Origin of the sequence: Bradyrhizobium sp., assembly GCF_016462955.1 — a bacterium.
In the GTDB taxonomy this organism is placed as follows: Bacteria; Pseudomonadota; Alphaproteobacteria; order Rhizobiales; family Xanthobacteraceae; genus Bradyrhizobium.
Map to the genome: position 1 here is coordinate 1 of NZ_JAEMSD010000171.1, position 12,889 is coordinate 12,889.

Here is a 12,889-nt window from a genome sequence, read left to right on the forward strand (position 1 = left end):
CGGTTTTCCTGCGTGTGCATCGTGCGCAGCAGACCGCGGGTGCGATGTCAGCACCAGGCCTTCCCTGTGCCCTCTTGGTTTTGGAGGGGCGAAGGATGAAGCAAAGCTCGGGCGAATTGCGCCGCGAGGCTGCGAAGGCGTGTCCTGTACGTGCGCCATCACACACTCACCGCCTCGACTCACCTGCGCATCCCGTGTGCGAGCCGCAGCGGGGTGCAGTTCCCGTGGCGTGAAATCAAAAGTTGTAGACGGCTTGGTTTTGAGGTATCTCGGTAAGCCCGTGCGTGGCTTCCCGGTAACGATTGTGCCGTCTCCGCAACACCTATCGCCGATTTAACCGTTATCACCGCCGGTTCGCGTCGCCGCCGCTTTTTAGCCACACCTGACCATGAATAAAATCGCTCTAATGTTTGAGAGCAGCGGCGGTCTTCGAAGGCGACGAGAAAATCCAAGGTCGATTCAAATCTTGGCTCTGATTTTTCGGGTCTGAAAGGGTTGGCCGGGGAAACTGGTTGCGATGGACGCGAAGACAGACAAGCAGAGGCTGCCGAGCCGTCACGTGACGGAAGGCCCTGCGCGCGCGCCGCACCGGTCCTATTTCTACGCCATGGGTCTGACCACCGAGCAGATCCACCAGCCCTTCGTCGGCGTCGCCTCGTGCTGGAATGAAGCCGCTCCCTGCAACATCGCGCTGATGCGCCAGGCACAGGCGGTGAAGAAGGGCGTTGCGTCGGCCGGCGGCACGCCGCGCGAGTTCTGCACCATCACCGTCACCGACGGCATCGCCATGGGCCATGACGGCATGCGCTCGTCGCTGCCGTCGCGCGAATGCATCGCCGATTCCGTCGAGCTGACCGTCCGTGGCCACGCCTATGACGCGTTGGTCGGGCTCGCCGGCTGCGACAAGTCGCTGCCGGGCATGATGATGGCGATGGTCCGCCTCAACGTGCCCTCGATCTTCATTTACGGCGGCTCGATCCTGCCCGGCAATTTCCGCGGGCAGCAGGTCACGGTGCAGGACATGTTCGAGGCCGTCGGCAAGCACTCGGTCGGCGCCATGTCGGACGAGGATCTCGACGAGATCGAGCGCGTGGCGTGCCCCTCGGCGGGCGCGTGCGGTGCGCAGTTCACCGCCAACACCATGGCGACAGTCTCGGAGGCGATCGGCCTCGCTTTACCGTACTCGGCCGGCGCACCTGCGCCGTATGAAATCCGCGATGCCTTCTGCATGACCGCGGGCGAGAAGGTGATGGACCTGATCGCTCAGAACATCCGGCCGCGCGATATCGTCACGCTCAAGGCGTTGGAGAACGCAGCAGCCGTGGTCGCCGCGTCCGGCGGCTCGACCAATGCTGCGCTGCACCTGCCGGCAATCGCGCACGAGGCCGGCATCAAGTTCGACCTGTTCGACGTCGCCGAAATCTTCAAAAAGACACCTTATGTCGCGGATTTGAAGCCGGGTGGCCGTTATGTCGCCAAAGACATGTTTGAAGTAGGTGGCATACCGCTTCTGATGAAGACGCTGCTCGACAACGGCTTCCTGCACGGTGATTGCCTTACCGTCACGGGCCGCACGATCGCCGAAAACCTCAAGAGCGTGAAGTGGAATCCGCACCAGGACGTGGTGCACCCGGCAGACAAGCCCATCACCGTGACAGGCGGTGTGGTCGGCCTGAAGGGGAATTTGGCGCCAGAAGGTGCGATCGTGAAAGTCGCGGGAATGTCCAACCTCAGGTTCACCGGTCCGGCCAGGTGCTTCGACCGTGAGGAGGATGCTTTCGAGGCGGTCCAGAAACGCACCTATCGCGAAGGCGAAGTCATCGTGATCCGCTACGAGGGGCCGAAGGGCGGTCCCGGCATGCGGGAAATGCTCCAGACCACGGCAGCGCTGACCGGCCAGGGCATGGGCGGCAAGATCGCGCTCATCACCGACGGCCGCTTCTCCGGGGCCACCCGTGGCTTCTGCATCGGCCATGTCGGGCCGGAGGCGGCGGTCGGCGGCCCGATCGGGCTGCTCGAGGACGGCGACATCATCGAGATCGACGCCGTCGCCGGTACCCTTAACGTAAAATTGAGCGACGCCGAGCTCGCCCAGCGCAAAACCAAATGGAGCGCGCGCGCGACTAACCATACGTCGGGTGCGCTCTGGAAATATGCTCAGCAGGTTGGACCAGCGGTCGGGGGGGCAGTGACCCATCCGGGCGGCGCGCACGAGAAACAGTGCTATGCGGACATTTAGGCGTGCCACAGTTGCGTTTGTGTTGGGGGCGGCCGCGCTGGCCGCGCCGGCGTTCGCCTTCGACGGCGCGCCGGTCAACCCCAAGGATGCGACGATTCCGGTCGTGACCACGCTGCCGGGTGCTGCGGGGGCGCTCCGCACCAAGGTGCCGCCGGCCGCCGCCACCCAGGAAACTTCACTCAGCGCGCTGCAATATGCCGCCGAGGGCGGTCACCCCATCGCGCAGTGGAAGCTCGGCCGCATGTACGCCAATGGCGACGGCGTTGCCCAGGACGACCTGCGTGCGTTCGAATATTTCAGCCGGATCGCCAACGCCCATGCCGAGGACAGCCCCTCGGCGCCGCAAGCGCAGATCGTGGCCAACGCCTTCGTCGCGCTCGGCCGCTACTATCTGGCCGGCATTCCGAACTCGAAGGTCAAGGCCGATCCGGACCGCGCCCGGGAGATGTTCTCCTATGCCGCATCCTATTTCGGCAACGCGGACGCGCAGTACGATCTCGCCCGTCTGTACCTGAAGACCCCGGACGCCTCGCGCGAGGACTACCGCTACGGGGCGCGCTGGCTTGGCCTTGCCGCCCAGAAGGGCCAGCACCAGGCTCAGGCGCTGCTCGGCCAAATGCTGTTCAACGGCGATCGCCTGCCGCGGCAGGCCGCGCGCGGCCTGATGTGGCTGACGCTGGCGCGGGACAGCGCCGGTGCCGACGAGGTCTGGATCAAGGAAAGCTACAACCGCGCCTTCGCCAAGGCCTCCGACGACGACCGCGCCATGGCCCTGCAAATGCTGGAGCAGTGGGTGCAGGGGCGTAGGGATTAGGCGCGGGCCCCGTAGGGCGGATTAGCCGAAGGCGTAATCCGCCATCCAGCTCCCGTTCACGCCGCATCGAGATCCAGGTCCGCCCATACCGGCACGTGGTCCGACGGCTTCTCCCAGCCGCGCACATAGCTGTCGATGCCGACATTGGCGAGCCGGTCGCTGGCCTGCGGCGACAGCAGGAGATGGTCGATCCGCAGCCCCTGGTTCTTCTGCCAGGCCCCGGCCTGGTAGTCCCAGAACGTGTAGAGCCCGCCCTCGTCGGTGACGGCGCGCAAGGCGTCGGTGAGGCCGAGCCCGAGCAGGGACTGAAAGCTCTCCCGCGTCTCCATCTTGAACAGGGCGTCCTCGGTCCACGCGGCCGGATTGTGCACGTCGCGGCCATGCGGGATGACGTTGAAGTCGCCTGCAAGGATCAGCGGAACCTCCTCCTTGAGGCGCTCCCTCGAATAATCAAGAAGCCGCGACATCCATTTGAGCTTGTAGGGATATTTCTCGGTCCCGACGGGATTGCCGTTAGGCAGGTAGAGGCAGGCGATGCGCAGCACCCCTCGCTTGAGCGTCACTACGCCTTCGAGGAAGCGGGCATGGGTGTCCTCGTCATCGCCGGCGAGCCCCGACCTGGTCTCGTCGAATCGGAGCTTGGAGAGCAGGGCGACGCCATTGAATGTCTTCTGTCCGTGCGTGACCACGTTGTAGCCCAGCGCCTCGATCTCCAGCCGCGGAAAGGCCTCGTCGACGCATTTGATCTCCTGTAGGCAGACGATGTCGGGCTGGCACTCCTTCAGCCAGGTCAGGAGCAGATCAATCCGCTGCCGGACCGAGTTCACGTTCCAGGTGGCTACTCTGATGGGCATTGGGAGGGCTCCGGGCAGGGGCCTTGGTTAGAACAAAATGCAAACGCGCCCGTCAAGGCGCCGGCAAAATCTCCCACAAAATTAACCCGGCTTAAGCGGGCCGCAGGCCATTGATCGTCAAAAGGTTCCGCAGATGGGATGGCCGGACAAGTCGATGAAGCGAACTCTGCCGCGTGACGGCGTGATCGGCGCGTTCCTGTATTGGCTCGGCGGCTTCGAGATCGAGGACGGCCTGATCGCCGATCTCAGCGAGCGGGAGATCCGCCGCATCCGCGCCAAGCAGATCGATGCCGTGACCCGGCTGATCCCGGTCACCATGGCGGTGACGATGCTCAACGTCGCCATCGTGCTGATCCTGTTCTGGGGGCGCGGCTGGAACGACTTCCTGGCGATCTGGGGCCTGACACTGGCGGCCACCGCCTCGCTCGCGGTGCGCTCGTGGCACAAGTCGCACCAGAATCCGCCGCAAGAGGCCTCGATCCGTGCGGGGCGGCAGATGCTGCGGCAGGCGTTTTTCCTCGCCGCGATCTGGGGCGCGCTGCCGCTCGCTCTGTTCAGCCGCGTCGAGCCGACCAGCCAGCTGATCCTGGCCTGCCTGATGGTCGGCATGATGTCTGGCGGCGCGTTCACGCTGTCGACCTTCCCGCGCGCCGGCCTCGTCTATCTCGCCACCATGACGGTCGCCTGCGCCGGCGCGCTGCTGCTGTGCGGCACCGGGCCCTATCTGGCGACGTCAGTGTTCCTGCTGCTGTTCGCGTTTTTCATGGCGCGCAACATCGTCTCGCAGGGCAACCTGTTCCTCGGCAATCTCAAGGCCCAGCTCGAGCTCGAGCGTCAGACCGAGATCATCTCACTGCTCTTGAAGGATTTTCAGGAGAACGCCAGCGACTGGCTGTGGCAGACCAACGCCGAAGGACAGCTGGTCGACGTGCCCCAGCGCTTTGCGGACGTCGCGCAATTGCCGCTGCCGCTGTTGAAGGGCGCGCAATTCGCCGACGTGCTCGACATGCTTTGCCCCGAGGACAAGCGCGCCGCCTACAACGTCGTCGGCCTGATGGAGCAGGCCGAGCCGCTGCACGAGATGAACCTCAAGGTCGTCGCCGGCGGCGAGGCGCGGCTGTGGTCGCTGACGGCGAAGCCGGCCTACGACCGCGACGGCCAGTTCCTCGGCTATCGCGGCTTCGGCCGCGACGTCACCGAGCGCTGGCGCGCGGAAAAGGCCGAGGCCGAAAGCCGCGCCAAGTCCGACTTCCTGGCGGTGATGAGTCACGAGATCCGCACGCCCATGAACGGCGTGCTCGGGCTCGCCAGCATGCTGCTTGAGACGAAGCTCGATCCGGAGCAGCACGAGGCCGTCACCACGATCCGCGAGTCCGGCGATAATCTCCAGCGCATCCTCAACGACATTCTCGACCTCTCCAAGCTGGAAGCCGGCCGCTTCCAGTTCGAGGCGATCGACTTCGCGCCGCAGGCGCTGGTCGAGACGGTAGCGACCATGGTGCGCGCGGGCGCCAGGAGCAGGGGGCTCGCGATCAAGGTCGAGCTCGATCCGAACCTTCCGCCAACGCTGCGCGGCGACGTCGCTCGCATCCGCCAGGTGCTGCTCAATCTCGCCTCCAACGCGGTGAAGTTCACTGATCGGGGCGAGGTGACGATCGCCGCGACCTGCCAGGCGCGCCGCGATCTGCTGGCGACCGTCGAATGGACGGTGACTGACAGCGGCATCGGCATCGCCCCGGAAAAGCTCGGCCAGCTGTTCAGCGACTTCGCCCAGGCCGATGCCTCGATCAGCCGCCGCTTCGGAGGCACCGGTCTTGGCCTTGCGATCAGCAGGCGCATCATCGAGCAGATGGGTGGGACCATCGGCGTCACCTCGACGCCGGGCGAAGGCTCGACCTTTCGTTTCACGCTGGTGCTGCCCTGGAGCCAGGCGCAGCCTTCCGATCAGGCGGACGACCGCGACGCAGCCGACGATCTCAAGGCTCGCATCGCCGGCCTCGACCGACCCCTCAAGGTGCTGGTCGCGGAGGATGATGCCGTCAACCGCATGGTCGTGAGCAAGATGCTGGGAGCCTTTGACGTCGAGCTGCGCGTCGTCAACGACGGCGCCGAGGCGATCGCGGCGGCCTCCGAAGTCGACTACGATGTCGTGCTGATGGACGTGCGAATGCCCGACATCGACGGGCTTGCCGCGACCCGCGCGATCCGCGCGCAGGGGGGACGCTTCGAGAGCTTGCCGATCGTCGCGCTCACCGCCAATGCCTTCCCCGACGACGTCAGAACTTGCCGCGAGGCCGGCATGTCGGACTTCCTTGCCAAGCCGCTACGCAAGCCGGCGCTGATCGGAGCCTTGCTTCGCGCGCTGGACGGCTACGTGATGTCGGAGGACGCGCCGCTCCAGCCGGGGCTGATGCCCGGCGACGTGGAGTGGACCGACGAGGAAAGGCAGATGACCGGCGCGTGAGCGCGTCAGATCGAGAAGCTCGTCCCGCAGCCGCAGGATGCTGTGGCGTTCGGATTGTTGACGCGGAACGAGGCGCCGATCAGGTCGTCGACGAAATCGACCTGCGATCCCGCCAGGAACGGCTGGGAGGCGGAATCGACCAGCACCACCGCATTGTCCTGCTCGATCACGAGATCGTCGTCAGTGCGGGCACGGTAAATGTCGAACTTGTACTGGAAGCCCGAGCAGCCGCCGCCCTCGACGGAGATGCGCAGCATCGCGCCGGACCCTTCGCCCTTGAGGATCTCCCCAATACGGCGTGCGGCGCGGTCACTGATGGTCACGTCGGTCGTCATGGCTCGTCTCCGATAGTCCCGCGGTCATTCCAATTCATTTGGTATCCCGCGCCCGGCATAGTTAAGTGCAAGGATACGCAGAATCAAATGGATAGGGACTAAATTCGCCGTGTCCGTCGGAATGGCAGCCCCCCGCGCGCCCTATGCCTGCGATCCCGACCGCAGCCGCGGCCGGCTGGTCGCCGAGCCGCCGAGCCGGACCCGGAGCCCGTTCCGGCGGGATTGCGACCGGGTGATTCATTCGACCGCATTCCGCCGCCTGAAGTACAAGACCCAGGTGTTCGTTTTTCACGAGGGCGATCACTACCGCACCAGGCTGACGCATTCGCTGGAGGTGGCGCAGATCGCGCGGGCCCTGGCCCGGCAGCTCGGGCTGGACGAGGACCTCACCGAAACCCTGGCGCTGGCCCATGATCTCGGCCATCCCCCGTTCGGTCATGCTGGCGAGCGGGCGCTCGACGCCTGCCTAAAGGACTTTGGCGGCTTCGACCACAACGCCCAGACGCTGCGCGTCGTGGCTTCGCTCGAGCACCGCTATCCCGAGTTCGACGGGCTCAACCTGACCTGGGAATCGCTGGAGGGCATCGTCAAGCACAACGGTCCGCTGACCGACCGCACCGGCGCCCCGGTCGGGCGCTATCGCGAGCACGGCATTCCCGTCGGTATCGCCGACTACATCAAGACCTACGACCTCGAATTGTGGAGCTTCGCCTCGCTGGAGGCGCAGGTCGCCGCCATCGCGGACGACATCGCCTACGACGCGCACGACATCGATGACGGCCTGCGTGCCGGCCTGTTCCGTCTCGACGATCTCAAGGTGATGCCGCTGACCGCGGAGATCATCGCCGAAACGTCGGCGCATTATCCCGATCTCGAAGACGTCAGGCGCGGCGCCGAGCTGGTGCGCGAGCTGATCTCGCACCTGATCGGGGCGGTGTTCGCCGAGGCGCAGAAGAACCTCGCGACGATCAAGCCGCAATCGGCGCAGGATGTCCGGCAGCAGAGCCGGGCGCTGATCGCGTTCCCGGCCGAGGTGGCCGAGGAGGAGGCCGCCATCAAGCGCTTCCTGTATCAGCACATGTACCGTCACAAGCGGGTGATGCGGGTGATGGGTGAAGCCGAGCAGATCCTGTTCGACCTGTTCGCGAAATACCTGCAGGTGCCGGCGGAGCTGCCGCCGGAATGGCTCGTGGGCGCGGAGGCGGACGACGAGGCCGACCGGGCCCGCCGGATCGGCAATTTCATCGCCGGCATGACCGACCGCTTCGCCTTGACCGAGCACCAGCGGCTCTTTGACTCGACCCCGGATTTGCGTTAGGCGGCGGCCATGCCCCAGACCTCCTCATCGCTGCATCTGTTCGCTGATGTGCTTGCACGTGTGCACGCCGCCTGCCGCGCGCTTGCGGCGGCATCCAGCTGGCCCGAGGGTATCGATTTCTCCCGCGTGGTGGTCGAGCCGCCGCGTGATGCCTCCCACGGTGACATGGCCACCAACGCCGCGATGGTGCTGGCGAAAGAGGCAAAGGCAAAGCCGCGCGATCTCGCCGAGCAGATCGCCGAGCGGCTGCGCGCCGACGCGCTGATCGCCAAGGTCGATGTCGCCGGCCCCGGCTTCATCAATTTGACGCTCAAGCCGGCCGCCTGGGCGGAGGCGCTGCGGACGGTGCTGCGCGAGGGACCCGCTTACGGCCGTGTCAGCGGCGGCTCGAAGGTGAACGTCGAATACGTCTCGGCCAACCCGACCGGGCCGATGCATGTCGGCCATTGCCGCGGCGCGGTGTTCGGCGACGCGCTGGCGAGCCTGCTTCAGTTCGCTGGCCACGACGTCACGCGCGAATATTACATCAACGACGCCGGCGCCCAGGTCGACGTGCTCGCACGCTCCGCCTTTCTCCGGTACCGCGAGGCGCTGGGACAGGACATCGGCGCGATCCCGGAAGGGCTCTATCCCGGCGACTACCTCAAGCCCGTCGGCGAGGCGCTCGCAAAGGAACAAGGCGAGAAGCTGCTCGCGATGAGCGAGGCCGAGTGGCTGCCGACGGTGCGCGCCAAGGCGATCGCGATGATGATGGCCGAGATCAAGGACGATCTCGCCGCCCTCAACATCCGCCACGACGTGTTCTTCTCCGAGCGCTCGCTGATCGAGACCGGCAACAACAAGGTCGCCGAGACCATCGACTTCCTGAAGTCCAAGGGCGACATCTACGAAGGCCGCCTGCCGCCGCCGAAGGGCGCGCCGGTCGAGGATTGGGAAGACCGCGAGCAGCTGCTGTTCAAGGCGACCGCCTACGGCGACGACGTCGACCGTCCGCTGATCAAGTCGGATGGTTCCTACACCTACTTCGCCTCCGACATCGCTTACCACAAGAACAAGTTCGACCGTGGTTTTGCCGAGATGATCGACGTCTGGGGCGCCGACCATGGCGGCTACATCAAGCGCATGCAGGCGGCGGTAAAGGCGACCACCTCCGGAAAGGGTGCGCTCGACGTCAAGATCGTTCAGCTCGTGAAGCTCTTGCGCAACGGCGAGCCGGTGAAAATGTCCAAGCGGAGCGGGGACTTCGTCACCTTGCGTGAGGTGGTGGATGAGGTCGGCCAGGACGCCGTCCGCTTCATGATGCTCTACCGCAAGAACGACGCGGTGCTCGATTTCGACCTCGCAAAGGTCATGGAACAGTCGCGCGACAATCCGGTGTTCTACGTCCAATACGGTCACGCCCGCGGCCATTCGATCTTCCGGAACGCGCGCGCCGAGGTGTTCCCGGACCTGCCCGAGGATGCCGGGAAACGGATCGCCTGGCTCGGTGAGTCGGCGCTGGAACGGCTGTCGGACCCCGTCGAACTTGAACTTCTCAAGCGCCTCGCAATTTATCCGCGCACGCTGGAGGCTGCCGCCGCGGCCCACGAGCCGCACCGAATTGCCTTTTATCTCTATGATTTAGCCAGCGAATTTCATGCACTTTGGACGAAGGGGCGGGATTTGCCCTATTTACGCTTCATTATCAATAATGATGCAGTTCTAACGAAGGCGCGGCTGGCCATGGTCCAGGGCGTCGTCTCAGTCCTGGCATCGGGCCTCGCCATCCTCGGCGTCCATGCCCCGGACGAGATGCGGTAGTTTGGGGCGAACTACTTAAGGGGAATTCGGGGGTAACCGGCAGAAGCCGGATCGCTTAGACTTGGTTGAAAGCCTTGTGGGTCGAAGGCCGCGCCTTGGTCGAGGGGCGCGCGGCTTTCCCGAAGGGACGCATCATCACGATGGCCGAACGATATCAGGACAGACCGTTTCCTTCCGATGACTATGGTCGCGGTAGCGACCCGCATGGGAAGGCGGATAGCGATCCCTTGGCCGAACTCGCCCGTCTGATCGGACAGACCGATCCATTCGCAGGGCAGGGGCGGACGGCTTCGACCGCGCCGAGCTATCAGGAAGACGACTACCGCCACGATGATGGCCACCAGGATTATGCCGGGCAAGCCACGCCGCCCGGGCCGCCCTCATGGATGCGGCGCGCCAACGTGCAGCCGCAGCCGGCACCCGCGCCGGAGCCCGACTATCCGGTTTCCGTAAGCCCGGTGCATCCGCTGCACCGCTATTCCGCCAAGCCTGCCGCGCCGGAGCCTGTCGTTCCTCAGCCACGAGCCGACCACGGCCAGGTCGATCAGGATCACGCCTTCCAGGATCAGGCTCATCAGGATCAGTCCTATCAGGCTCAGGCTTATCACGGACAGGGCTACCAGCAGCACGGCCAGGCTCACCACGAGCCGGCGTATCAGGAGCCGTACGTACAGCCTGACTCTGCGCGCTACGACGATGCGCTCTACGGCCGCCTGGAGACAGGCGAGCAGGACTATCAGCGCGAACCGGCCTACCCCGACGACCCCTATGCCTATCAGAGCGACTATCCCGAGGAAGAAGTCGACGAGCCGAAGAAGCGCGGCGGCATGATGACGGTCGCGGCGATCCTTGCGCTCGCCGTAGTCGGTACCGGTGCTGCCTTCGCCTACAAGACCTACATGGGCTCGCCCCGCAGCGGCGAGCCGCCGATCATCAAGGCCGACAACACGCCGACCAAGATCGTGCCGGCGCCAACGGACTCCTCCGCCAAGGTGCCAGATCGCATGGTCAGCGGCGACGGCACGGAAAAAATCGTGCCGCGCGAAGAGGCGCCCGTCGACGTCAACGCCAGGACCGGTGGGCCGCGCGTGGTGTTCCCGCCGTTGAACCAGAATGCGAATCCGCCCTCGGTGGCGAGCGTGTCGCCCTCTGCGGTGCCGCCGCCGAGCACGGGGGCGGGCAGCGGCACGCTGCCGAACAATTCGCCGCGCCCGATCAGGACTGTAGCGGTGAAGGGCGATCAGACCGATGGCGCGGCACCCCAATCAGGCGCTGCCGCCAAGCCCATGGCTGCGCCGAAGCCTCTGGCTGCACCTGCTGCGCCGGCCGCCCCGCGCAATCCGCCGACCTCGGCCAATGCCAGCGCCAATCAGCCGATGTCGCTTGCGCCGCAATCGGCGCCCACAGCCGAGCCGCCGCAGCGGATGGCCGCGACAAACCCCACCCAGATTGCGCCCATGAGCAGCGGTGGCGGATACATCGTGCAGGTCTCCTCGCAGCAGAGCGAGGATAGCGCCGCTGCGTCCTACCGGGTGCTTCAGAGCAAGTACGGCAGCGTGCTGGGCTCCCGTTCGCCGGTGATCAAGCGGGTCGATCTCACCGACAAGGGCAAGGGAATCGTCTACCGCGCCTTCGCTGGTCCCTATGCTTCGGCCGAGGAAGCGACGCAGGCTTGCAACAGCCTGAAGTCCGCAGGCCTCTCCGCCTGCTTCGTCCAGAGGAATTAACGGCCGTTTCCTTGACCCCCCGGCAGGGCAGGGTTAATCGGCCGTCATGAGCACGCGGGCCTTCATTACCGGCGTATCCGGAACGGAACTGACCGCCGCCGAGCGGGAGTTTATCCGTGACCAGCGCCCATGGGGCTTCATCCTGTTCAAGCGCAATGTCGCAACGCCGGCGCAAGTTGCTGCGCTGGTTGCGGAATTGCGTGCGGTCGCTAATGCTCCCGACGCGCCTGTCCTGATCGATCAGGAGGGCGGACGGGTGCAGCGGCTGGGTCCGCCGCACTGGCCGGTCTATCCCCCGGGCGCCGTATTCGCGACCTTGTACGACATTGATTCGGCGGCCGGGCTCACTGCGGCCCGTCTGAGCGCCCGCCTGATCGCGGCTGATCTCGCCGATCTCGGCATTACCGTGGATTGCCTGCCGCTCGCCGATGTACCGGTGCCGGGCGCCGATGCCGTCATCGGGAACCGGGCCTACGGCACCGAGCCGGGCAAGGTCGCCGCGATTGCCCGAGCTGTCACCGAGGGCCTTGAGCAGGGCGGGGTGCTGCCGGTGCTCAAGCACATTCCCGGTCACGGCCGGGCCACCGCAGACACCCATTTCAAGCTGCCGACGGTGGATACGCCGCGGAGCGAGCTTGAACGGACCGACTTCGCGGCGTTCAAGCCGCTGTCGGACCTGCCGATGGCCATGACTGCACATGTTGTGTTTAGCGCGTTCGACCCCGCCCATCCGGCGACGACATCTGCGACAATGATCGCTGACGTGATTCGCGGCGCAATCGGGTTCCAGGGTTTGTTAATGAGTGATGACGTGTCGATGAACGCGCTGTCGGGGAATATCGCCGAACGGACCCGTGCCATCTTCGCGGCCGGCTGCGACGTGGCCCTGCATTGCAACGGCAACATCGAGGAGATGCGCGAGGTCGCCGGCCAGACACCTGAACTGTCCGGCAGGGCGCTGGAGCGGGCGAACGCGGCGCTCGCCGCACGCAAGCCGCCGCAGCCGTTCGACCGCGCGGCCGCGCGCGCGGAACTGGACGCATTAATCGCACGGGCAAACACGGCATCGGCATGACCGCAGAAATCCTTTCGTTCGAAACCGGGCGGCCCGCAGAGCTCGCCGAGGGTGAGCCGGCGTTGGTGGTGGACGTCGAGGGCTATGAGGGCCCGCTTGACCTTTTGCTCGCGCTGGCACGGCAGCAGAAGGTCGACCTCGCCAAGATCTCGATCCTGGCACTCGCCGACCAGTATCTCCATTTCATCGAGGCTGCGCGAAAGATCCGGCTGGAGCTGGCCGCCGACTATCTCGTCATGGCCGCCTGGCTTGCCTATCTGAAA

General features: G+C 65.5%; 10 protein-coding genes. 8 read left to right on the top strand and 2 right to left on the bottom strand.

Annotated features, from left to right (window positions below):
* The first annotated feature begins 517 nt into the window (after nucleotides 1–517).
* Complete coding sequence (ilvD, locus tag JHD07_RS18450) at nucleotides 518–2,239, top strand: dihydroxy-acid dehydratase (RefSeq protein ID WP_291624579.1); 1,722 nt, start codon at nucleotides 518–520, stop codon at nucleotides 2,237–2,239.
* Nucleotides 2,226–3,053: a tetratricopeptide repeat protein gene (locus JHD07_RS18455; RefSeq protein ID WP_291624580.1), complete on the top strand. Its 828-nt coding sequence runs from the start codon at nucleotides 2,226–2,228 to the stop codon at nucleotides 3,051–3,053. The genes ilvD and JHD07_RS18455 overlap by 14 nt, the downstream gene beginning before the upstream one ends.
* A 56-nt stretch (nucleotides 3,054–3,109) precedes the next feature.
* On the opposite strand, the gene xth is transcribed toward JHD07_RS18455, so the two are convergent.
* Nucleotides 3,110–3,907: an exodeoxyribonuclease III gene (gene xth / locus JHD07_RS18460; protein WP_291624581.1), complete on the bottom strand. Its 798-nt coding sequence runs from the start codon at nucleotides 3,905–3,907 to the stop codon at nucleotides 3,110–3,112.
* Between the two features lie 133 nt (nucleotides 3,908–4,040).
* Between xth and JHD07_RS18465 the strand changes: the two genes are divergently transcribed.
* The gene (locus JHD07_RS18465; RefSeq protein ID WP_291624582.1) at nucleotides 4,041–6,371 is read left to right on the top strand and encodes an ATP-binding protein; all 2,331 of its coding nucleotides are present in this window, start codon (nucleotides 4,041–4,043) and stop codon (nucleotides 6,369–6,371) included.
* Between the two features lie 5 nt (nucleotides 6,372–6,376).
* Here the strand turns inward: JHD07_RS18465 and JHD07_RS18470 are convergent, their stop codons facing one another.
* The gene (locus JHD07_RS18470) at nucleotides 6,377–6,706 is read right to left on the bottom strand and encodes an iron-sulfur cluster assembly accessory protein (RefSeq protein ID WP_291624583.1); all 330 of its coding nucleotides are present in this window, start codon (nucleotides 6,704–6,706) and stop codon (nucleotides 6,377–6,379) included.
* 109 nt (nucleotides 6,707–6,815) lie between these two features.
* Between JHD07_RS18470 and JHD07_RS18475 the strand changes: the two genes are divergently transcribed.
* The 5 genes from JHD07_RS18475 to JHD07_RS18495 form a co-directional block, all read left to right on the top strand.
* The gene (locus tag JHD07_RS18475) at nucleotides 6,816–8,024 is read left to right on the top strand and encodes a deoxyguanosinetriphosphate triphosphohydrolase (RefSeq protein WP_291624584.1); all 1,209 of its coding nucleotides are present in this window, start codon (nucleotides 6,816–6,818) and stop codon (nucleotides 8,022–8,024) included.
* A 9-nt stretch (nucleotides 8,025–8,033) separates the two neighbouring features.
* Entirely contained in the window at nucleotides 8,034–9,824 is a 1,791-nt protein-coding gene (gene argS, locus JHD07_RS18480) for an arginine--tRNA ligase (RefSeq protein WP_291624585.1), read from the top strand.
* Nucleotides 9,825–9,964: 140 nt separating this feature from the next.
* Complete coding sequence (locus JHD07_RS18485; protein ID WP_291624588.1) at nucleotides 9,965–11,551, top strand: SPOR domain-containing protein; 1,587 nt, start codon at nucleotides 9,965–9,967, stop codon at nucleotides 11,549–11,551.
* 46 nt (nucleotides 11,552–11,597) lie between these two features.
* Nucleotides 11,598–12,626, top strand: a complete 1,029-nt coding sequence (gene nagZ / locus JHD07_RS18490; RefSeq protein ID WP_291624586.1) for a beta-N-acetylhexosaminidase — start codon at nucleotides 11,598–11,600, stop codon at nucleotides 12,624–12,626.
* A partial coding sequence (locus JHD07_RS18495; protein ID WP_291624587.1) for a segregation/condensation protein A occupies nucleotides 12,623–12,889 on the top strand: 267 nt, incomplete at its 3' end. The genes nagZ and JHD07_RS18495, both read left to right, overlap by 4 nt.